19 protein-coding genes are annotated in these 22,504 nt (G+C 61.8%); 10 read left to right on the top strand and 9 right to left on the bottom strand.

Going from position 1 to position 22,504, the window contains the following annotated elements; all coding sequences use genetic code 11:
• The first annotated feature begins 137 nt into the window (after window positions 1-137).
• The 7 genes from ACYP2A_RS24220 (at window position 138) to ACYP2A_RS24190 (ending at window position 8,964) form a co-directional block, all read left to right on the top strand.
• A complete protein-coding gene (locus ACYP2A_RS24220) occupies window positions 138-2,645 on the top strand; it encodes a glycosyltransferase family 2 protein (RefSeq protein WP_459748471.1) in 2,508 nt (835 codons plus the stop codon).
• A 93-nt stretch (window positions 2,646-2,738) separates the two neighbouring features.
• A complete protein-coding gene (dapE, locus tag ACYP2A_RS24215) occupies window positions 2,739-3,890 on the top strand; it encodes a succinyl-diaminopimelate desuccinylase (RefSeq protein WP_459748470.1) in 1,152 nt (383 codons plus the stop codon).
• Complete coding sequence (locus ACYP2A_RS24210) at window positions 3,890-4,699, top strand: putative RNA methyltransferase (RefSeq protein ID WP_459748469.1); 810 nt, start codon at window positions 3,890-3,892, stop codon at window positions 4,697-4,699. Before dapE ends, ACYP2A_RS24210 begins: the two co-directional genes overlap by 1 nt.
• A gap of 19 nt (window positions 4,700-4,718) precedes the next feature.
• Window positions 4,719-5,096, top strand: coding sequence for a hypothetical protein (locus ACYP2A_RS24205; protein WP_459748468.1), 378 nt, complete (start codon window positions 4,719-4,721; stop codon window positions 5,094-5,096).
• Window positions 5,097-5,336: 240 nt separating this feature from the next.
• Window positions 5,337-7,829, top strand: coding sequence for a glycerol-3-phosphate 1-O-acyltransferase PlsB (gene plsB, locus ACYP2A_RS24200; RefSeq protein WP_459748467.1), 2,493 nt, complete (start codon window positions 5,337-5,339; stop codon window positions 7,827-7,829).
• Window positions 7,826-8,224: a YbaY family lipoprotein gene (locus ACYP2A_RS24195; protein ID WP_459748466.1), complete on the top strand. Its 399-nt coding sequence runs from the start codon at window positions 7,826-7,828 to the stop codon at window positions 8,222-8,224. Before plsB ends, ACYP2A_RS24195 begins: the two co-directional genes overlap by 4 nt.
• A gap of 50 nt (window positions 8,225-8,274) precedes the next feature.
• Window positions 8,275-8,964 carry a DUF4197 domain-containing protein gene (locus ACYP2A_RS24190; protein ID WP_459748465.1) on the top strand — a complete coding sequence of 230 codons (690 nt, stop codon included), beginning with the start codon at window positions 8,275-8,277 and terminating at the stop codon, window positions 8,962-8,964.
• A gap of 12 nt (window positions 8,965-8,976) precedes the next feature.
• Here the strand turns inward: ACYP2A_RS24190 and ACYP2A_RS24185 are convergent, their stop codons facing one another.
• Window positions 8,977-12,042 (bottom strand): efflux RND transporter permease subunit, encoded by a 3,066-nt coding sequence (locus ACYP2A_RS24185; RefSeq protein WP_459748464.1) that lies wholly within the window; start codon window positions 12,040-12,042, stop codon window positions 8,977-8,979.
• Window positions 12,043-12,048: 6 nt separating this feature from the next.
• Window positions 12,049-13,149, bottom strand: coding sequence for an efflux RND transporter periplasmic adaptor subunit (locus ACYP2A_RS24180; RefSeq protein WP_459748463.1), 1,101 nt, complete (start codon window positions 13,147-13,149; stop codon window positions 12,049-12,051).
• Between the two features lie 95 nt (window positions 13,150-13,244).
• Here ACYP2A_RS24180 and ACYP2A_RS24175 point away from each other — a divergent pair, with 95 nt between their 5' ends.
• Window positions 13,245-13,877, top strand: coding sequence for a TetR/AcrR family transcriptional regulator (locus ACYP2A_RS24175; RefSeq protein ID WP_459748462.1), 633 nt, complete (start codon window positions 13,245-13,247; stop codon window positions 13,875-13,877).
• Window positions 13,878-13,922: 45 nt separating this feature from the next.
• On the opposite strand, the gene ACYP2A_RS24170 is transcribed toward ACYP2A_RS24175, so the two are convergent.
• Entirely contained in the window at window positions 13,923-14,705 is a 783-nt protein-coding gene (locus ACYP2A_RS24170) for a class I SAM-dependent methyltransferase (protein ID WP_459748461.1), read from the bottom strand.
• A gap of 100 nt (window positions 14,706-14,805) precedes the next feature.
• Between ACYP2A_RS24170 and ACYP2A_RS24165 the strand changes: the two genes are divergently transcribed.
• Window positions 14,806-15,426, top strand: a complete 621-nt coding sequence (locus tag ACYP2A_RS24165) for an energy transducer TonB (protein ID WP_459748460.1) — start codon at window positions 14,806-14,808, stop codon at window positions 15,424-15,426.
• A 10-nt stretch (window positions 15,427-15,436) separates the two neighbouring features.
• On the opposite strand, the gene ACYP2A_RS24160 is transcribed toward ACYP2A_RS24165, so the two are convergent.
• The 6 genes from ACYP2A_RS24160 to ppc all read right to left on the bottom strand — a co-directional run bounded on the left by ACYP2A_RS24160 (window position 15,437) and on the right by ppc (window position 21,905).
• Window positions 15,437-16,126: an extensin-like domain-containing protein gene (locus tag ACYP2A_RS24160; RefSeq protein WP_459748459.1), complete on the bottom strand. Its 690-nt coding sequence runs from the start codon at window positions 16,124-16,126 to the stop codon at window positions 15,437-15,439.
• 37 nt (window positions 16,127-16,163) lie between these two features.
• Complete coding sequence (locus tag ACYP2A_RS24155; RefSeq protein ID WP_459748458.1) at window positions 16,164-17,027, bottom strand: DUF72 domain-containing protein; 864 nt, start codon at window positions 17,025-17,027, stop codon at window positions 16,164-16,166.
• A 2-nt stretch (window positions 17,028-17,029) separates the two neighbouring features.
• Entirely contained in the window at window positions 17,030-17,338 is a 309-nt protein-coding gene (locus ACYP2A_RS24150; protein ID WP_459748457.1) for a hypothetical protein, read from the bottom strand.
• Window positions 17,339-17,617: 279 nt separating this feature from the next.
• Window positions 17,618-18,292, bottom strand: coding sequence for a tRNA (adenosine(37)-N6)-threonylcarbamoyltransferase complex dimerization subunit type 1 TsaB (gene tsaB / locus ACYP2A_RS24145; RefSeq protein ID WP_459748456.1), 675 nt, complete (start codon window positions 18,290-18,292; stop codon window positions 17,618-17,620).
• Between the two features lie 87 nt (window positions 18,293-18,379).
• Window positions 18,380-19,027: an adenylate kinase gene (gene adk / locus ACYP2A_RS24140; RefSeq protein ID WP_459748455.1), complete on the bottom strand. Its 648-nt coding sequence runs from the start codon at window positions 19,025-19,027 to the stop codon at window positions 18,380-18,382.
• Window positions 19,028-19,268: 241 nt separating this feature from the next.
• A complete protein-coding gene (gene ppc, locus ACYP2A_RS24135; protein ID WP_459748454.1) occupies window positions 19,269-21,905 on the bottom strand; it encodes a phosphoenolpyruvate carboxylase in 2,637 nt (878 codons plus the stop codon).
• Window positions 21,906-22,042: 137 nt separating this feature from the next.
• Here ppc and ACYP2A_RS24130 point away from each other — a divergent pair, with 137 nt between their 5' ends.
• Window positions 22,043-22,369, top strand: a complete 327-nt coding sequence (locus ACYP2A_RS24130) for a hypothetical protein (RefSeq protein ID WP_459748453.1) — start codon at window positions 22,043-22,045, stop codon at window positions 22,367-22,369.
• Window positions 22,370-22,504: the final 135 nt, after the last annotated feature.

Raw genomic sequence — 22,504 nt, 5'->3', positions numbered from 1 at the left:
GCCCCTCACCCTCACGTTGACATTGTTTTTTACGGTCAGTGCCCTATGACGTGCCAGACCAACCCGGCAATACGTCCTGCAGAACTCTAGACTTAACGAAGTATCCACTTCACATCGCGTGGCAACGCCTGACGCCCATGACCTTGCTCATTATTGTTTGCCTGGCACTTTGCGGGCTGTTGTTGATCGTTATTCATGCCTGTAAGAGGTCGTCTGTTCACGCACCTGACTGGCCAGAACGCGTCAGCGGACTTTGCTATGCGCCTTATCGCCCCGGTCAAGACCCGAATAAAAAAATCTACCCTTCGAAAGCCCAGATTCACGAAGACCTGATATTACTAAGTACGTTGACCTCGCACATTCGTACGTACTCGGTAGAAGGCACGTTGCGGTATATACCCGAGATGGCCGAACCCTTGGGGTTGACCGTCACGCTGGGTATATGGATCTGTAACGATGATGAAAGCAACCGTCATGAAATCGCACTGGCGATTGAACTGACGGAGCGTTTCCCCTGTATCAAACGCATCATTGTGGGCAGCGAAAGTCTCTACCGGGGTGATACCACATTCGAACAATTGGTGGGGTATCTGCAATTGGTACGTCAACAGGTGAGCGTGCCGCTATCTACTTCCGAACAGTGGCACCAGTGGCGCGACCTTCCGATGCTAGCGGAGCAGGTGGACTTTATTGCGGCGCATGTACTGCCCTACTGGGAGGGCAGGGACTTCCTTGATACACCTGCCTACGTAGCAAAATGCGCTGTACAACTGAGGCAGTCATTTCCGGGAAAACCTGTATTGCTCTCTGAAATTGGCTGGCCCAGTCATGGCAATGTCACCAGAACAGCATGTCGTTCGCGGGACCAACAGGCCATCAGCTTGCGTCAGCAGGTCAATGCACTGGACCGGCAAGGGGACGAATATTGTGTAATCGAAGCATTCGATCAGGACTGGAAAAATGACGAGGGTATAACAGGACAACACTGGGGCATCTTCACAGCGCAACGCAACATCAAACTTCAGTTGAAAGGCCCCGTCAGTGTGCAGGCGAACTGGAGCAGTACCTTATCGTTCCTTTCAGGCAGCCTGCAGAGACTGGGTAGCCCCCGCCGCCTGATCACAGCCGGCCTGATCCTCTACAGCTTTCTGGTACTGGCCAGCATCAGCCAGATACTGACCACGCCCTTATGGATCAGCCTGCCGGTAGTCTTGTGCTGGGCCGCATTCACGCTCGGCATTCTGATTGTGGAAATCCATGAATGGCTTGAAAGCATCGGAGCGCCCGAACAGCCGAGGCTGTTCTTGCCTCTACGTGACGCCAACCACTATCGCCCGCCACTGTCGATCCACATCGCCTGTTTCAATGAACCCCCGCACATGGTCATACAAACCCTTGAGGCACTGAACCGGCTGTACTATCCGGACTTTGAAGTGCTGATCATGGATAACAACACCTGCGACCCGGCTATCTGGAAACCGGTGCAGGCGCATTGCCAACACTTGGGTTCGCGCTTTCGCTTCTTTCATGTCAATCCGTTGTCAGGGTTCAAGGCTGGCGCCCTCAATTATCTGCTTGAGCACACCCGGCCCGACGCTCAGGTCATCGCAGTGATCGACGCAGATTATTGTGTCCACCGAAACTGGCTGTACGAAATGGTGCCGCATTTTGCCGACGCCAACATTGCCTTGATTCAGGCCCCGCAAGACTATCGCGATGCCACGGAAAGTCTTTTCAAACGCTGTTGCAATGCCGAATACCGGGGCTTTTTCAATATTGGCATGGTCATTCGTAACGATCACAACGCGATCATTCAGCATGGCACGATGACCCTGATGCGACGTTCGGCTCTGCAGGCATTGCGCTGGGCGCCCTGGTGCATCTGCGAAGACGCCGAACTTGGCCTGCGCTTTCTGGAGAATGGCTACTCGACCGGTTATTTACCGGTCAGCCAAGGCAAGGGGCTGATACCCGATAACTTTTTAAACTTCAAGAAACAGCGCTATCGCTGGGCCTATGGCGCCATGCAGATCATCAAACACCATGCTCATAGCCTGATCTTCACCCGGCATGGAAACTTGAGCAGTGCCCAGCGCTATCACTTCCTGAGCGGCTGGGTACCGTGGATGAGCGAAGGCATCAATTACCTGCTGATCTTCGCCAGCCTGTTCTGGTCAGTCATCATGCTCAACTGGCCGGAGGAGTCAGGCCCTGCTCCCTGGTTGTTTTCAGCACCGCCGATACTGATGCTGCTGGTGCGCACGGTAAAAATCTTCTCACTCTATGATCGCTTCGTCAGCACAGACCTGCGAGAAGCCTTTGCCGCCACCGTGGCAGGCATGGCGCTGTACCCCACCATAGGCAAGGCCGTACTGTCGGGGATGCTCACCCACACACTGCCCTTCTTCCGAACCCCTAAAACGGCGTCCGGCCATGGACTGCTCGTGGCACTTGCCCATGTCCGTGAGGAGGGCTGCCTGGTACTGTCGTTATGGACTGCTGCGCTGGGGTTAGTGCTGACTGGCGACCTGACAGCAGACATGCTGGTATGGATTGCCTTGTTACTGACCCAGTCGCTGCCTTGCCTGGCGGCCGTGGCAATGGCGCTTCTTTCCTGCTCAAACGCTCGTACGCCATTGAACTGAACGGCGCCCTCTGCAAACGGCGGCCTTCACGACGACTTTTTGCTTTAAGATACCCGCCTTTTCGCCTTGCGCCCTGTTACCGGAGTCCTGTTCATGACGGCCCCAGCCGACCTTTCGCCCACTCTTCAACTGGCCTGCGACCTGATCCGCCGTCCATCGGTCACGCCGCTCGACGCCGATTGCCAGGCCGTGATGATGCGCCGCCTGGGCGCGGTCGGTTTCAAGCTTGAACCGATGCGCATCGAAGACGTCGACAACTTCTGGGCCACCCACGGCAACGGCGACGGCCCGGTGCTGTGCTTTGCCGGACACACCGACGTGGTGCCGACCGGCCCTGTGCAGGCCTGGCAGAACGACCCGTTCGAGGCATTGATCGACGAACAGGGCATGCTCTGCGGGCGCGGCGCGGCCGACATGAAAGGCAGCCTGGCGTCGATGATCGTGGCGGTCGAGCGCTTTGTCGGCGACTACCCGGACCACAAGGGCTCGGTGGCATTCTTGATCACCAGCGACGAAGAAGGCCCGGCGCACCACGGCACCAAGGCCGTCGTCGAGCGCCTGGCGGCACGCCAGGAACGTCTGGACTGGTGCATCGTCGGCGAGCCGTCGAGCACCACGCTGGTCGGCGATGTGGTCAAGAACGGTCGTCGCGGCTCGCTGGGCGCCACCCTGACCGTACGCGGCAAGCAAGGCCACGTCGCCTACCCGCACCTGGCCCGCAACCCGATTCACCTGGCCGCGCCGGCGCTGGCAGAGCTTGCCGCCGAGCACTGGGATGAAGGCAATGATTTCTTTCCGCCGACCAGTTTCCAGATTTCCAACCTCAACTCCGGCACTGGCGCGACCAACGTGATTCCCGGTGATCTGGTGGCGGTGTTCAACTTCCGCTTCTCGACCGAGTCTACGGTTGAAGGCCTCAAGCAGCGCGTCGCGACGATTCTCGACAAGCACGGCCTGGACTGGCACATCGACTGGGCGCTGTCGGGCTTGCCGTTCCTCACCGAGCCGGGCGCGCTGCTCGACGCGGTATCGGCCAGCATTCGCCAGGTCACCGGCCGTGAAACCCAGGCCTCTACCAGCGGCGGCACCTCCGACGGGCGCTTTATCGCTACCCTGGGCACCCAGGTGGTCGAGCTGGGCCCGGTCAACGCCACCATTCACCAGGTCGACGAACGTATTCTGGCCAGCGATCTGGATGTGCTGACCGAGATTTACTACCAGACCCTGGTCAAGTTGCTCGCCTGATGCTGACCTGCCCAATCTGTGCAGCGCCCCTGAGCGCTGTCGAACATGGCGTGGCGTGCCCGGCCAACCACCGCTTCGACCGTGCGCGTCAGGGTTACCTGAACCTGCTGCCGGTGCAGCATAAAAACAGCCGCGACCCTGGCGACAACCAGGCCATGGTCGAGGCGCGGCGACGCTTTCTCGACGGCGGGCATTACGCCCCTGTAGCGCGGCGCCTGGCAGAACTGGCCGCCGAGCGTGGCCCCAACCGCTGGCTGGACATCGGCTGTGGCGAGGGCTACTACACCGCCCAACTGGCCCAAGCCCTGCCGAAAGCCGATGGCTATGCACTGGATATTTCTCGCGAGGCGGTCAAGCGTGCCTGCCGGCGTGATCCGGCGCTGACCTGGCTGGTCGCGAGCATGGCGCGCATTCCGCTGCCCGATGCCAGCTGTCAGTTTCTCGCCAGTGTGTTCAGCCCGCTGGACTGGACCGAGGCCAAGCGCTTGCTGACACCCGGTGGCGGCCTGATGCGGGTCGGTCCGACCAGCGGCCACCTGATGGAAATGCGCGAGAAGCTTTACGACGAGGTCCGCGACTACGCCGACGACAAGCACCTGGCCCTGGTGCCAGAGGGCATGGCGCTTGCGCACAGCGAAACTTTGACCTACACCCTCAAGCTGATCGACAACCAGTCCCGCGCCGACCTGCTGGCCATGACGCCTCACGGCTGGCGCGCCAGTGCCGAGCGGCGCACGGCAGTCATCGAGTACCCTGGGCCGTTCAAGGTCACTATCTCTATGCGCTACGATTATTTCGTCCTGCGTTAAGCACTTATTCGAGGCCATCATGCGTCAACCCGATATCGAGATTTACCTCAAGGACGAAGACGTCGACCACAAGGCCATTACCACCTGGCTGAGCGTGGCCCTGGGCCCATGCAGCGAGTGGAAGCAACGCGGCCAGACCTGGAAATGCACCGCAGGCGATGTGCCGGTGACCTGGTTGCCAAAAGCGGTCGGCAAGTGGAACAGCCTGTACCTGGAAAGCGAACAGACGCCGTGGGACGACGACATCGCCTGCGCCCGCGCCGCCTTTGCCGCACTGGGTGTCGAGGTGCGCTGCGCACCGGGCACCTGGGTCGAGGAAGAAGGCGAAGACGACGCCGACCGCTGGATTCGCGTGAGCGAAGACGGCGAGCAAGAGATTGTCTGGCGCACCTCGTAACCCGCACAAACTCGTAAGACTTCGTAGGACCGACTTTAGTCGGGAAGCAGACGCCACAAATCTGCAGTGGTGCCTTTCGCTGCTAAAGCAGCTCCTACGGACATGGGTATGGGTGCGAGTGCGGGTACCAAAACGGAACATTCTTACAATCTGCGACACCAATAGACGACACCGGCCCTTTTGCCGTTCTCTGGCAGATACGGCACACTGCCGCCCGAGCCCTCTATTCAGCAGAAGCGTATGACTCGTTCCCCCCTGCGTCGCCTTGTGTTCGGTGCCCTGCGCCGCCTGTTGTTCCTCTGGGTTCGCTCCGAAACCATCAATCAATCGTCCCTGGGGCTGGACCTGGACCGCAGCAAACCGGTGTTCTATGCCTTGCAGTCGCCGGCATTGAGCGACCTGGCCGTGGTTGACCGTGAATGCAGCAAGGTCGGCCTGCCACGCCCGGTGCTGCCGGTAGCGGTGGGTGAGCTGCTGGAACCGGCAGGGTTTTTCTACCTGACGCCAGAGCCCGACTGGCTGGGCCGGCATGACAAGCGCGGCGCCCCGCCGACCCTTGAGCGGCTGATGGCGACGCTCGGCGAGCACCCGGACCTGGATGCGCAGATCATTCCGGTCAGCGTGTTCTGGGGCCAGTCACCGGATCGCGAATCCAGCGCCTGGAAGCTGCTGTTCGCCGACAGCTGGGCCGTTACCGGGCGCCTGCGCCGGCTGGTTACCATCCTGATTCTGGGGCGCAAGACCCGCGTGCAGTTTTCCGCGCCCATCCACCTGCGCGACCTGCTCAACCAGAACAAGGGCCCGGCCCTGACCCTGCGCATGACCCAGCGCCTGTTGCGCGTACACTTTCGCAACCTCAAGAGCGCGGTCATCGGCCCGGACGTTTCGCACCGGCGTAACCTGGTCAAGGACCTGTTGCAGGAGCCGCTGGTCATCGAGGCGATCAACGAGGCCGCTCAACGCGACAATATTTCCAAGGAAAAAGCTCGCGCGCAGGCACAGAGCTACGCCAACGAAATCGCTTCGGACTACACCTACACGGTAATCCGCTTCATGGAAGTGGTGCTCAGCTGGTTCTGGAACAAGATTTACGACGGCATCAGGATCAGCCATATCGAGAACGTGCAGAAGGTCGCGCCGGGCCATGAAGTGGTGTACGTGCCTTGCCACCGCAGCCATATCGACTACCTGCTGCTGTCGTACCTGCTGTTTCGCAACGGCCTGACCCCGCCGCACATCGCCGCCGGCATCAACCTCAACATGCCGGTGGTCGGCGGCCTGCTACGCCGGGGCGGCGCATTCTTCATGCGCCGCACCTTCAAGGGCAACCCGCTGTACACCGCTGTGTTCAACGAATACATGCATACCCTGTTCAGCAAGGGCTTCCCGGTCGAGTACTTCGTCGAGGGCGGTCGCTCGCGCACCGGGCGCATGCTGCAACCCAAGACCGGTATGCTGGCCATCACCCTGCGCAGCTATCTGCGCAATTCACGCATGCCGATTGTCTTCATCCCGGTGTACATCGGTTACGAACGGGTACTCGAAGGCCGCACTTACCTGGGCGAGCTGCGGGGCGCGACCAAGAAGAAAGAGTCGATCTTCGATCTGTTCAAGGTGTTCAGCGCCTTCAAGAAGCGTTTCGGCGAAGTCGCGGTCAACTTTGGCGAGCCGCTGCATCTGGGCGAGTTTCTCGACCGAGAGCAGCCCGACTGGCGCGCCCAGCCCCTGGCGCCACAAGACCGCCCCGAATGGCTGAATGCAACCACCCACCGCCTGGCCGATCAGGTCGCCCAGCGCCTGAATGCCGCAGCGGCAATCAACCCGGTCAACCTGGTGGCGCTGGCGCTACTCTCGACCCCGCGCCTGGCGCTGGATGACCTGGCACTGGAACGGACACTGGACCTGTTCCTGAGCCTGCTGCGCGCGGTGCCCTACTCGTCGCACATCACCCTGCCCGAAGGCGATGGCAAAGCACTGATCGCCCATGTCAAAGGCATGGACCTGCTGTCTGAACAGAAAGACGCGCTGGGCCACATTTATTATCTGGACGAGCAGAATGCCGTCCTGATGACCTACTACCGCAACAACGTACTGCACATCTTCGCCCTGCCCTCGCTGCTGGCCTGCTTCTTCCAGAGCTGGTCACGCATGAGCCGCGAACTGATCTTCCGTTACGTGCGTGCCCTGTACCCGTTCCTGCAAGCAGAGCTGTTCATCCGCTGGCCGCTGGAAGCGCTGGACGAGGTCATCGACCAGTGGCTGGAGGCATTCGTCGCCCAGGGCCTGCTGCGCCTGGAGAACGACGTGTACCTGCGCCCCGAGCCCAGCTCGCGGGAGTTCGTGCAACTGAGCCTGCTGTCCAAGCCGATTACCCAGACCCTGCAACGCTTCTACATGGCGATTGCCTTGTTGCTCAACAACGGTCAGCACAGCCTCAGCGCCGAAGAGCTGGAAGACCTGTGCACGGTCATGGCCCGGCGCCTGTCGATCCTGCATGGCCTGAATGCCCCGGAGTTCTTCGACAAGAGCCTGTTCCGCCACTTCATCCAGACCCTGCTCGACCTCGGCGTATTGCGCAAGGACGGCAATGGCAAGCTGAGCTATCACCCATTGCTGGGCGAACTGGCCGAGGGCGCGGCCAAGCGTGTGCTGACCGCCGAGATCCGCCTGTCGATTCGTCAGGTGACCCTGCATGGCAATGACGATGAACCCGCCAAGGAGACACCCGCATGAAAGCCCTTCCCGTGATCGCACTGGCCAGCCTGCTGGCCGCCTGTTCGACCGCTCAGACGCCGACCGCCAACCTCGACGGTGAAGTGTTCTACCTGCAACGCATTGCCCTGCCGCCGTCGGCGACCCTGAGCGTCAGCCTGCAGGACGTCTCACGCGCCGATGCCCCGGCCATTGTGCTGGCCCAGCAAAGCGGCCAGGTCAACGGCCAGGTGCCGTTGCCGTTCCACCTGAAATACCAGCCAGGCCAGGTACAACCCGGCCATCGCTATGCGGTCAGCGCGCGCATCGAGGCTGACGGGCGTCTACTGTTCATCAGTACCGAGCAGCACAGCGTCACGCTCGATGGCAGCGACGTGCAGCCGCTGCGCATCCGCGTCAACCCGGCGCATCCCTGATATTCTGCGCAGGTACCGTTCAGACACCCTTATCGCAAAAGGAAACTGCCATGTTTCGCCCCTCGTTTACCCTTGCCGGCCTGTGCGCGGGCCTGTTGCTGTCGGCCAATGTGTTTGCCCTGTCGTTGAGCGACCTGACCCAGTCGGACGCCAGCGGCGGGCTCAAGGACGCCCTGACCCAGGGCGCGCAGATTGCGGTCAAGCAACTGGGCACGCCGGGCGGCTTCAGCAATAACGAAGACGTGCGCATCGAACTGCCGGGTAATCTCGGCAAGGCTGCGAAAAAGATGCGTCAGTTCGGCATGGGCGCACAGGTCGACCAGCTGGAAACCAGCATGAACCAGGCCGCCGAAGCCGCCGTGCCGCAGGCGCAGGCGCTGCTGGTCGATGCCGTGAAGAAGATGACCGTGGCCGATGCCAAGTCGATCCTCAGCGGTGGCAAGGACTCGGCGACCCAGTACCTGGACAAGAGCAGCCGCGAAGCGATCCGCGCCAAATTCCTGCCCATCGTCAAGCAGGCCACCGACAAGGTCGGTGTCGCGCAGAAATACAACACCTTCGCCGGTCAAGCGGCGGCATTCGGCCTGGTCGACGCCAAGAGTGCCAACGTCGAGAACTACGTGGCTGAACAGGCACTCAACGGCCTGTTCGAGATGATCGCCAAACAAGAAGAAAGCATCCGCGCCAACCCGGCCGCTGCCGCGACCAGCCTGGCGAAGAAGGTGTTTGGCGCGCTGTAACGCGCCTTTCATTCACACCGGCTTCTTGACCCTGAACCACGCGGCATACAGCGCAGGCAGAAACAGCAGGGTCAAGGCCGTCGCCACGATCAGCCCGCCCATGATCGCCACCGCCATCGGGCCGAAGAACAGGCTGCGCGACAACGGGATCATCGCCAGCACCGCCGCCAGCGCGGTGAGCACGATGGGCCGGAAGCGCCGCACCGTCGCTTCGATGATCGCCTGCCAGGTGTCCAGCCCCGATGCGATGTCCTGCTCGATCTGATCCACCAGAATCACCGAGTTGCGCATGATCATCCCCGACAGCGCAATGGTGCCGAGCATGGCGACGAAGCCGAACGGCTGATTGAACGCCAGCAGAAACAGCGTCACGCCGATCAGCCCCAAGGGCGCGGTGATGAATACCATGAACATCAGCGAGAAGCTGCGCAGCTGGATCATCAACAAGGTCAGCACCACGACTATGAACAGCGGTACCCCGGCATTCACCGAGTTCTGCCCGCGCGCCGAGTCTTCTACCGTACCGCCGACTTCCAGCAAGTAGCCATCGGGCAGCTCGGTACGAATCGACTCAAGGTTGGGCGAAATCTGGTTAACCAGCGTCGCCGGTTGTTCACGGCCATAGATATCGGCGCGTACGGTGACGCTGGGCAGGCGGTTGCGATGCCAGATGACCCCCTCTTCAAAGCCGTACTCAAGGGTCGCGATCTGTGACAGGGCGATGCTCGCACCGTTGCTGGTCGGCACCGCCAGGCTAGACAGGTCCTGAAGGCGCTCGCGCTCACTGCGAGTGCCGCGCAGCACGATGTCAATCAACTCGTCGTCTTCGCGAAACTGGCTGACGCTGGCGCCGGTCAGCGACGATTGCAGAAACGCCGCCACGTCGCGGCTGCTGACACCCAGCGCCCGCGCGCGGTCCTGATCGATATTCAGGTGCACCACTTTGCTGGGCTCTTCCCAGTCCAGATGCACATTGGCCACATGCGGATTTTCACGCACCTTGTCCTGCACCTGACGCGCCAGCGCCCGAACCACTTCGATATGCTCGCCAGTAACCCGGAACTGCACCGGGTAACCCACGGGCGGGCCGTTTTCCAGACGCGTGACCCGCGAGCGCAGGGTCGGGAAGTTTTCGTTCAGCGCGCTAATCAGCCAGCTGCGCAGGGCTTCGCGGTCTTCGATGCTTTTCGCCAGCACCACGAACTGGGCAAAGCTGGCGGCGGGCAATTGCTGGTCCAGCGGCAAATAGAAACGCGGCGAGCCGGTGCCGACGTAGGCCACGTAATTGTCGATGCCGGCGTGGTCCTTGAGCATCTGCTCCAGGCGCTTGACCTGTTCGCCGGTGTTGCGCAGCGACGCGCCCTCGGCCAGTTTCAGGTCGACCATCAACTCAAGGCGCCCGGAAGCCGGGAAAAACTGCTGCGGCACGAAGCGGAACATCAGCACCGAGAGCACAAACAAGGCAACGGTCGCGACGATCACCGTCTTGCGCCGTCGTACGCACCACTCAACCACGCGACGCACGCGCTGGTACATCGGCGTCGCATAAGGATCAGGGCCATGCGTGCCACCATGCTTGGCCGCGTGCCGCTTGGCCAGATCAGGCAACAAACGATCGCCCAGATACGGCACGAACATCACCGCCGCCACCCACGAAGCCAGCAACGCGATGGTCACCACTTGAAAGATCGAGCGGGTGTATTCGCCGGTACTCGACTGTGCGGTGGCAATCGGCAAAAAGCCTGCGGCGGTGATCAGCGTGCCGGTGAGCATCGGAAACGCCGTGCTGGTCCAGGCGTAACTGGCTGCCTTGAGGCGGTCATAGCCCTGCTCCATCTTGATCGCCATCATCTCGACGGCAATGATCGCGTCGTCCACCAACAGGCCCAGCGCCAGCACCAGCGCGCCGAGGGAGATCTTGTGCAGGCCGATGCCCAGGAAATACATGGTGGCAAAGGTCATGGCCAGTACCAGCGGGATCGCCAGCGCGACCACCATGCCGGTGCGCACGCCCAGCGAGAAGAAGCTGACCAGCAACACAATGATCAAGGCTTCGGCCAGCACCTGGACGAACTCGCCGACGCTGGTCTTCACCGCTGCCGGCTGATCCGAGACCTTGCGCAATTGCATGCCGGCCGGCAGGTTGTTCTGCAAGCGGGTGAATTCAGCTTCCAGTGCACGGCCGAGAATCAGAATGTCGCCGCCGTCCTTCATGGCCACCGCCACGCCAATCGCGTCCTGATCCATGAAGCGCATGCCTGGCGCAGGCGGTTCGTTGAAACCGCGATGGACCTCGGCCAGATCACTGATGCGCAGGGTGCGGTCTTGCACCCGGATCGGGAAATCACGAATCTCGTCCACCGAGACAAAACGCCCGCTGACCCGTAGATGGATGCGCTCTTCAGGGGTTTCGAAGAAGCTCGACGAAGCCACCACGTTCTGCTCTTCCAGCGCCTGCTGCACGCTCGACATCGCAATGCCCAGGGTGGCCAGCTTGACGTTGGACAGCTCGATCCAGATCTTCTCGTCCTGCAGGCCGATCAGTTCGACCTTGCCGACGTCCTTGACCCGTTGCAGCCGCACTTGCACGCGCTCGGCGTAATCCTTGAGCACCGCATAGTCGAAACCCTGGCCGGTCAGCGCATAGATATTGCCGAAGGTGGTGCCGAACTCGTCGTTGAAGAACGGTCCTTGCACGCCCGGCGGCAAGGTCTGGCGAATATCGCCGACCTTCTTGCGCACCTGATACCACAGCTCGGGCAGCAAGGCAGACACCAGCGAGTCGCGGGCGACGAAAATGACCGTCGATTCACCGGGCCGCGAGAACGACGACAGGCGTTCGTACTCGCCGGTTTCCATCAGTTTCTTTTCGATGCGGTCGGTGACCTGCCGTGCGACTTCCTCGGCACTGGCGCCCGGCCACATCGTGCGGATGACCATGACCTTGAAGGTAAACGGCGGGTCTTCGCTCTGTCCCAGCTTGCTGTAGGACAGCGCCCCGACCACGGCCAGAACGATCATCAGGTACAGCACGACCTGGCGATGACGCAACGCCCACTCGGAAAGGTTGAAATGCATGGCGGGCTACTCCTGGCCGGTCAGCTTGACCGCGCGGTTGCTGCGGTCCACCGGACGAATGCGCTCGCCTTCGCGCAGCACATGCACGCCGGCGGCAACCACCCAATCGCTGGCGCGCAGACCGTCCAGCACCGGTACGGTTTCCTGGCCCCAGGCACCCAGTTGCACTGGCACTCGCTTCAAGGTGCTGTCCGGCTCGACCCGCCAGACATAGCTGACGCCGTCATTGGCACTGATCGCCGACAACGGCAGCGCCAGCGACACGGCCTGCCCGGTAGCGATGGACACCCGGGCGCTCTGGCCCAGCTCGACCGGCACCTGGCCGGCATCAAAAGCGATACGCGCGGCGAAGGTGCGCGAGCGCGGATCGGCGGCCGGCGACAGCTCACGAATGCGCCCGGCCAGACGTACATCGCGCTGGGTCCATAGCTCTACCGTCACCGGCTGGCCGACCTTGAAGCGCGCAAAGTTCTGCTCCGGCAGGCTGATGGCAACCTCACGCTCGCCATCGACCGCCAGGCTGAACACCGTCTGCCCGGCCGCGACCACCTGGCCGACCTCTACCGAACGCCGGGCTATCACGCCGTCCTGCGGGGCGCGCAACACCGTGTAGTCGGCCTGATTGTCGGCCACCGTCAATTCGGCCCGCAGTTGTTTGACCCGTGCCTCGGCGGCACGATAGCTGTTGTCTGCGTTGTCGTACTGCGACTGGCTGACCATCTGCTTGCCCAGCAGGGTCTTGTAGCGTTCGCGATCGGTACGCACCCGTTGCAGATCGGCTTCGGCACCGGTGAGCTGGGCGCGCATGGCCTCACGTTGCAGGCGCACATCCTGGGCGTCCAGTTCGGCCAGCGGTTGATTGGCCTTGACCCGCTGGCCCTCTTCGACCAGCCGGCGGCTGACCTTGCCGGCAATCCGGAAAGCCAGCTCCGGCTCGAAGCGCGCGCGGACTTCGCCGGGGTAGCTGTCCAGCGATCGTGACGACGGCAGCGGCTGGACTACCATGGCCGGACGAACGGTAACGGGAGCCGCTACGTCCTGACCGCACGCGGTCAGCAGCACTGTCAGACCTGCGCCAAGGCAGGGAATCAGGAGTTTGCGCAACATGATGTGAAGGGTTCTTCCCTGTGGAGGCTTGGAATAATTGTACCGGCGAGTATATTAAAAATTACCGAACCCACCAGTACATTATTAGAACCAAAATGCCTGATAACCCTTCAAATATTGGTCCGGGCCGCCCCAAGGACCTGGAAAAACGCCACGCCATTCTGGAAGCGGCAAAAAACCTGTTCGTGCGCCAGGGTTATGCCGGTACCAGCATGGACGCCATTGCCAGCGAAGCCGGGGTTTCCAAGCTCACGGTGTACAGCCACTTCACCGACAAGGAGACACTGTTTACCGCAGCGGTAATCGCGCGCTGTGAAGAGCAACTGCCCGACCTGTATTTCGCCTTCGATCCCGAGCAGCCGCTGGAGCCGGTGCTGCTGAATATCGGCCGGGCCTTCGAACGGCTGGTCAACAGCCCCGAATCCTTGCAACTGCATCGCCTGATGTCCGACCTGGGCATTCAGGACCCGCAGCTTTCGCAAGCCTTCTTCGCGGCCGGGCCTCAGCGGGTGCTCGATGGCATGCAACGCTTTCTGGCCCAGGTCGATACCAGCGGTCAGCTACACATCGCCGCACCCGACAAGGCCGCCGGGCACTTTTTCAGTCTGGTGAAGGGCATCGACCACTTCCGCCTGCTGGTGGGCTGTTGCGAAGCGCTGGATGAAGCCGACATCGAAGCGCATGTGCAGGAAGTGGTCCGGCTGTTCATGCGCGCCTATGCGCCGTAGGAGACGTGAATAACCGTGGCGCCTGATTCCCGACTGAAGTCGGTCCTACAGCTTGAGCGCCTTTTTCGGGTAGATGTCGTAGCGGCTGGATTTGCCTTCCAGCGTATAGCCGGGCCGGGTGCCGTCGATGCACGGTGCCTTGCGTGGGCGCTTGACCACCACCCGGTGAGTCGCCAGGGCCAGGGCGGCTTGCAGCAACGCCGGGGCGTCGAGGTCGTCGCCGACCAGCGGGCGGAACAGGCGCATCTCTTTTTTCACCAGCGCACTCTTGTCGCGGTGCGGAAACATCGGGTCGAGGTAGATCACCTGTGGCGGCTCCAGTTGCCAATTGCCGATCAGCTCGATGGAGTTGCCCGCCAGCAGTTGCATGCGCTGGACGATCTCGCCCACGTCCAGATTCTGGCGGCCACGCGCCAGGCCATCTTCAAGCAAGGCGGCGATGATCGGCTGGCGCTCGATCAAGTGCATCTCGCAACCGAGGCTGGCCAGCACGAACGCATCCTTGCCCAGCCCTGCGGTGGCATCCAGTACCCGCGGGCGCACGCCCGGTTGCACGCCGACGGCCTTGGCAATCATTTGCCCGCTGCCGCCGCCAAACAACCGACGGTGGGCCGTCGCGCCCTCGACGAAATCGACCCGCACCGCGCCTGGCGCGTCTTTACCCAACTGCTGCAATTGCAGGCCGTCAGCAGTCACTTGCAGGGCAAAGTCCGCATCGATGTCCTGCAACGGCAGGCCCAGGCGCTGCGCCCAGTGGCCAGCCTGCTCCTGCCCGCTCACCTCAGAAGCTTCAACCCGGATACGACTGCCTGTTTGCTGCTCGGTCATTGCGTTTACACACTCGAAAAAAAAAATTAATGATCGGCCAAACCAGCCGATAACTTCGGTATCAGGCATTTTGCCAGAGCCACAGCCAGTACTGATCGCTATGTCAGAGATTGTTCAATCCATAGGTTACTTGTCGCACTCTGGCGACTATAGCCTGCGCAACAACCGGGCACTGGGTGGCGTCACCCAGCTCTGGTCTGATGCGTTCGCCCGGGCGATGGCTGAACAGATCGGCGATGGCAGCCAGTTTCCGGCTACCGCAGCCCCGGCCGAGGTCTACAGCAGTGAAGGCGAACCCATCGCCGGCGCGCAGACCCTGAGCCAGATCGTCGCCCAGCGCAACCTGCCAGTGACTGACACCGAAGTCCGCCCGCCAGAGCCGCTGTTTCTGCCTATCGCCGAATTCGAAACGGACCTGCTGCCACCGGCCCCTGAACCCTTTGATGCCTTGGCGCTGATCGAACAGCAACGTGGCCTGGAATTCGACACTCAGTGGGTTCGCCCCACCGTGTTCCACGCCTACGATGATCGCGCAGAACCTGGCCAGGCACCGAAACCGCGTCCGCTGAACCTGCCGATTGCCGAGCTGGAATGGGACCTGGCCGACAAGCCTGCCGTGCCGTTCGACGAAGCCACCATGGCCGCCCAACAGCGCCAGCTGGACTACGACAATGGCTGGGCCCGGCCATTGATCCTGCAGAACCTGCGCCAGGTCGCCTGATCCACGCCTGTCACCTGCACACCCGCCACAAGCCCATGTCCAGATGAAAATGATTACGGTGCGCCGCATTGTATTCCGGCCCCAGCACGGTATTGAAATGCGTGCAGGCGGCTTGCTGTATCGCTTTCAGAAAACGCCCCTTGTTCCCTGAATCACTCCAGTCCTTGAGCAAATCGATGCGTTGCCCATCGGCCAGGCGAAAGCCCGCGATGTCCAGCGCATTGGCGCTGGCGTGCTGGCTGAGACGGCCTTCGCTGCGATTGTAGATATTGCGGCAGGCAAAACTGCCCAGATGGTCGATGCGCGCGATACGCTGGCCCAATACGTCTTGGGCAGTAGATTGCAGGCTGTGGTATTCGAACATGGCGTAAGCCACCGCCAATGGGCAACTGGCCAGAAAACTGCTGCTCAGCGCCACATCGCCGCCCTGGATACGCAAGGTGTTACTTAACGGGCAGCGCGCCGAGGCCGGGCTGTCGGCCTGGCGGCTGTAGCGCAAGGTTGAGGTGGCCAGCGCCTGATCGCACAGTGCCGGATCGTCCTGCAGGCGACCGAGCTTGAACGAGGTCAGAAAATTTGGCTCGGCTCGCACATCCAGCGGCGCCCACGGGTTCCAGCGTGGCGGCACATCGACCCAGCCGCGCCATACCGACAGCGTCGCCAGGCCGCACAGCAGCAGGATCAGGAGCATTACACGCATCGAGTCGCCCTTGTAGAGGTCCGTTACAGCATTGACCTCACAACAGGCCCAACTGCTCCACGTGCGGACCACGATCGATCTGCGCCAAAGGCGGCAGTCCCGGTAGCCGGGTCATAAGCTGCTCATGAAAGCGCTGCGCCAGTTGCGGCGCATTGTGATTGTCGGGGGTATGCAGATACACGTAAGGCGTGCGGCCCTCTTCGATCCATACCGCGACTTTTTCGACCCACTGAGCCATGAACGGGTCATTGGCCTCAAGCTCCGGGCGACCGATAAAACGCACCTGCGGGCTTTGCGTCAGCGCCGCCGGGCGCACGGGCACCTTGGGCTTTTTCGACTGCGCATGCAGCACCGCAGGGTCGCTGGACACGCAACTGAACAGCGCCCGCGAATCCAGACAGATGCGCTCAACGCCACGCTCCAGCAACAAGCGGTTGAGCAGACGCTCTTCATCGCCCTTCTGGAAAAACGCCATGTTCCGCACTTCCACCGCCATCGGCAGTTTCAGCTCGTCGATGAAGGTGACCAGTTCAGCGAGGCGCTGCGGCGTGAAGCTGGCCGGCAATTGCAGCCAGAACGGTGTGACTCGCTCGCCCAGCGGCGCCAGCAGACTGACGAAGGCTTGCGCGGCGTCGATCTGCAAGCGCAGGTCGCCTTCGTGACTGATGTCGCGGTGAAACTTGGCCGTGAAGCGAAAATCCGCCGGCATGGTCTCGGCCCAGCGCTGCACGGTGTCCGGTTTCGGGCGCGCATACAGCGTGGTATTGCCTTCGACCGTATTGAACACTTGCGCATACAGGCCGAGAAACTCGCTGTTGCGCGCATCACTGGGGTAAAACGACTCGCGCCAGGCGTTATCGCCCCATGACGGGCAGCCGAGAAAATAAGGCAGGCTGGACACGGTCAGACGTACAGATCGAGTTCCGCGCCATCCATATCCCAATCGCCGACAAAAGTAGCTGTAGTCAGGTAGCTGGCCAGGGCATTGGCCACGCGAGAACTCATGGAACGCGGAAAGATGATGTCTTGCGGGCGTGCAGGCACATTGGCCGTTGGCGTATCGCTGGCCTCACGGCGAGCGGTCTGGGCCGGCTGCGGCGGTAATTCGACTTCACTGTCGAGTTGCTCGAACGAACCCTCAAGCGTAGCCGAGTTCTGGCGCGGCTTGCGCTTGATAGGGTACGAGCGTGATGAAGGACCGTCTATGCGCATCGATGGTTACTCGGCGTCTTGTAGTGGCAATTTAACGTCACGAACAGGCGCTTTGGCAAACAAACAGGTGCCTGGGCAAATATCCGAATGACGAACAGACCACACCTGTCGCAATTTATTTGAGCCACAGGTCGTTCTGATAGAGCCAGCCGATAAATGGTAGATGGCTGATCGACATCTTGTATTGCAATACATGTCCGGTCAGCCACAAACCTGCAGGCGCAAGCTCGCTCTATCACTGTTATATCGTCCGCTGCCCGGTATTCTTGAGGCGATGACTTACTGGCCCTTGGGCGTTGCCACTTTGTCGCGCAGGTAAACAGGCTGGGCGTCGTCAGCCGGCAGCGCTTCGCCGCGATGCCAGGCGAAGGTCGCCAGGCTCAGCAGGTCCTGGGCGTGGGGCAGCAGGCTGGCGTCCATACCGCTGAGACTGACCGGCAAGCGCGGCGCATAGCCCCAGCCGGTGCCGGCGCCGAACCAGTCGCCTGTGGCGTCGGCGGGCAGGATCGCCTGCTCGGGTGGCAGTACGGCTTCATTGCCCACCAGACGCATCTCGCCGGCCGTGGCGCGGTAGCAGCCCCAATACACTTCATCCATGCGCGCATCGATGGCCGCTGCGACCTGGCTCGCGCCGTGTTCGCGCTGGGCGCGCTGGGCCAGTACGGCCAGGTTCGACACCGGCAATACCGGACGATCCAGCGCGAAGGCCAGCCCCTGCACCACACCGATGGCGATCCGCACGCCGGTAAAAGCGCCCGGCCCGCGACCGAAAGCAATGGCGTCCAGCGCCGAGCGCGCCAGACCGGCCTGGGCCAGCAGGTCCTGAATCATCGGCAGCAGCTTCTGGGCGTGCAGGCGCGGGATCACCTCGTAGTGGCTCAGCACCTTGCCGTCATGCAGCAAGGCAACCGAGCAGGCTTCAGTGGCAGTGTCCAGGGCCAGCAGGGTGGTCATCGAGGTATCCGTCGCAAAATAAAAGTGGCGCAGTATAAATGACAAATGGCCCGCAAGCGGGCCATTGTCGTGTGAAACATGTCGCGGTCAGTTCAGCGCGGCCAGAACCTTGGCAGTGATCGAATCGACAGAGCCCACGCCTTCGATGTGGCTGCACTTCGGCTTGCCCTGCTCAGCGCTCAGCTTGCTGTAGAACTCGACCAGCGGCTTGGTCTGCGAGTGGTAGACCGACAGACGATGGCGCACGGTTTCTTCGGTGTCGTCCTTGCGCTGGATCAGCGGCTCCTGGGTGACATCGTCCAGACCTTCGACTTTCGGCGGGTTGTAGATCACGTGGTAAACACGGCCCGAGCCATCGTGTACGCGGCGGCCGGAGATGCGCTTGACGATTTCTTCGTCGTCTACGGCGATTTCGACAACGTGGTCGATCTCGACACCGGCGTCCTTCAGGGCTTCGGCCTGAGGAATGGTGCGCGGGAAGCCGTCGAACAGCACGCCTTTTTCGCAGTCTGGCTGGGCCAGACGGTCTTTGATCAGACCGATGATCAGGTCATCGGAGACCAGGCCACCGGCGTCCATGACGCTCTTGGCCTTCAGGCCCAGCTCAGTGCCTGCCTTGACTGCCGCGCGCAGCATGTCGCCCGTGGAGACCTGGGGAATGCCGAACTTTTCAGTGATGAACTTTGCCTGAGTACCTTTTCCGGCGCCCGGAGCTCCCAGCAGAATCACGCGCATCGTCATGCTCCTCAAATTTTTATATGGAAATCGTCGGATTCGCCTCTTGGGCCAATCGAAAACTAAATAGACGGCCAAAGGCCAAAAGGTTGATCAAGATACACAGCCCACACAGGGCGCACAAGCCGCCCAAGGTCGCAGCTACGCCGCGCCCGGCAAGCCTTACAGTGTCGGGCTGAATTGTCTGACAAGGCCTGCCGCCAGGTTCCGGCGGCAGGCGCTTGAAGAGGGCCGCAGACACTTAGCCGGTGTTGCGCAAACCGGCCGCGATACCGGCCACCGAAACCAGCAAGGCCCGCTCCAGCGGGCTGTCCAGACGGGCTTCACGCTCGCGCGAGCGCGCCAACAGTTCGGCCTGCAGCAGGTGCAACGGGTCGAGGTAGGTGTTGCGCAAACTGATGAACTCCAGCGTCTCCGGGCTATGCGCCAGCAACCGCTGCTGGCCGGTCAAGCCCAATACCACGCCGCACGCCTGCGACAATAGGTCGCGTAAATGCGCCCCTAAATGGCGCAACTTCGGGGTGACCAGACGTTCGTCGTAGAGCTGCGCGATGTCGCTGTCGGCCTTGGCCAGGACCATTTCCAGCATATCGATGCGGGTACGGAAAAACGGCCACTGCTCGCGCATCTGCGCCAGCAACTCGCCCTCACCGCGCTCCAGCGCCTGACTCAAGGCCGCTTCCCAGCCCAGCCAGGCCGGCAGCATCAGCCGCGTCTGGGTCCAGGCGAAGATCCACGGGATGGCGCGCAGGCTCTCGACGCCGCCCTCGCGGCGCTTGGCCGGGCGACTGCCCAACGGCAAGCGACCCAGCTCCTGTTCGGGCGTGGCCTGACGGAAATACTCGACGAACTCAGGGTGCTCGCGCACTACGGCGCGGTAGGCCTTGACCCCGTCACTGGCGAGGCGGTCCATCATCTGCCGCCAGGCCGGCTCCGGCAACGGTGGCGGCAACAGGGTCGCTTCCAGCACCGCGGCCAGGTAAAGGTTGAGGTTCTGCTCGGCGATGCCCGGCAGACCGAATTTGAAGCGAATCATCTCACCCTGCTCGGTGGTGCGGAAACGCCCGGCCACCGAACCCGGTGGCTGCGACAGAATCGCCGCATGCGCAGGACCGCCGCCACGCCCGACCGTGCCACCACGACCGTGAAATAGCAGCAACTCGACCTGCTGCTCGCGGCAGATCTTCACCAGAACTTCCTGGGCCCGATACTGCGCCCAGGCCGCCGCCGTGGTGCCGGCGTCCTTGGCCGAGTCCGAATAGCCGATCATCACTTCCTGCGGGCCGTGTAAACGCGCCCGGTAACCCGGCAAGCCCAGCAGTCGCTCGATCACAGGTCCCGCGTTATCGAGGTCAGCCAGGGTTTCGAACAGCGGTACCACGCGCATCGGCCGTTGCAGGCCGGCTTCTTTCAATAGCAACTGCACGGCCAGCACATCGGAAGCCGCGCCGGCCATGGAAATCACGTACGAGCCCAGCGATGCTGCCGGCGCTGCCGCCACTTCCCGGCACGTGGCCAGCACTTCAGCCGTGTCGGCGGCCGGCTTGAAGTGCGCCGGCAATAGTGGTCGACGGTTGTTCAGCTCGTTGGTGAGAAAAGCGATGCGGGCCTCTTCATCCCAGTCCTCATAACGGCCCAGCCCCAGGTAATCGGTGATTTCGCTGAGCGCCGCGCTGTGCCGGCTGGAGTCCTGGCGCACATCCAGACGCACCAGAAACAGCCCGAAGGTCACCGCGCGGCGCAGGCAATCGAGCAACGGGCCATCGGCGATCACGCCCATGCCACAGTCATGCAGCGACTGAAAACACAACTGCAACGGCTCAAGCAGCTCGCGGTTGTCGTGCAGCACTGCTGCAGGCGCCGGCTGGGTGCTGGTCAGCGAGGCCTGCGCCCAATTACGCGTGGCGCGCAGGCGTTCACGCAGGCGCTTGAGTTCGGCACGGTACGGCTCGGCGCTGTCGCCCACCTTCGCCCGCAACTCGGCATTGGCTTCTTGCATCGACAGGTCGGCGGCCAGGTGATCGACATCGCGCAGGTACAGGTCGGCGGCCATCCAGCGCGCCAGCAGCAAGACCTCATGGGTCACGCTGGCGGTCACATTGGGGTTGCCGTCACGGTCGCCGCCCATCCACGAAGCAAAGCGAATCGGCGCAGCCTCCAGTGGCAAACGCAGGCCGGTCGCGGCATGCAGCGCCTGGTCGGCCTTGCGCAAGTAATTGGGCACCGCCTGCCACAACGAGTGTTCGATGACCGCAAAACCCCACTTGGCTTCGTCCACCGGTGTAGGCCGGGTGCGGCGGATTTCTTCGGTATGCCAGGCCTCGGCGATCAGCCGTTGCAGGCGGGTGACGGTCTGTTCGTATTCCTGGCTATTCAGGTCTCGATGGTCCAGCGCAGCCAGTTGCTCGGCGATGGCATCGTATTTCTGGATCAAGGTGCGGCGGGCGACTTCGGTGGGGTGGGCGGTCAGCACCAGCTCGATGTCGAGCTTGCCCAGTTGCCGGGCCAATGCATCGTTGCTGTGCCCCGCACTCTTCAGACGCTCAAGCAGTTCGGGCAGCACCCGGTTCTCGAAGGCGGCGGGCTGCGCATCGTCGCGACGGCGAAGCAACTGATACTGCTCGGCGATATTGGCCAGGTTGAGAAACTGGTTGAACGCGCGGGCGACGGGCAACAGCTCATCGTCTTCCAGGCTGGCGACACTCGAACTGAGCTGTTCGGCGCCTTCTGCCGAGCCACGCCGGCCGGCCTTGGCCGCCTTGCGGATGCGCTCGATGGTGTCGAGAAAGTCGGCACCGCGCTGCTCGCGAATCGTATTGCCCAACAATTCGCCCAACAAGTGGACGTCTTCGCGCAAACGGGCATCTATATCGGCCATCCTGATCTCCTGAAGTTTGTTGTTATATTACGAACATTGCCTTAAAAATTTCAGTACGCCAAATCCTTTGTCATCGAACCACCGACGCGCTAGCGCAGTCACAACCTCTGACTGCATCAATCGCCACCGGAGGCATCATGAACAGTTTCAAGGACCTGCTCAACGAATGGGAAACCCGCGCCCGCCAACAACAAGAGCGTAGCGAAGTCACCTTAAGCCTGTACCGCCACGACCTGGTCAAGATCAAGGCGCTGGCCGAAGCCTACGGCATCAGCGAAGCACAGGTGACCGAAGGTCTGTTGCATGTCGCGCTCGAACAGGCCGAAGCGGCCATTCCCTATGTGCAGGGCGCCGAAGTGATTCGCGTCGAAGAAGGCGATGAGGTGTACGCCGACAGCGGTCGCACGCCTGCGTTCGTCGAGGCCGAGCAACGCATCCTCAAGGCACAAACCACGCACCGCTGATGCAGGTCATATTTCATGAAAAGTGGCTGTAGCCCTTGATTTCAAAGGCGCTTGAAAAAGTTGACTCATCGGTACAGAAATTCGAGTGAACTATTCAAAAACGCCAAAGGTCACAGCCAATAGCCATTACAGGAA

The organism is Pseudomonas sp. 3A(2025) (assembly GCF_054589175.1).
This window is presented reverse-complemented; position numbering and strand designations above follow the sequence as displayed.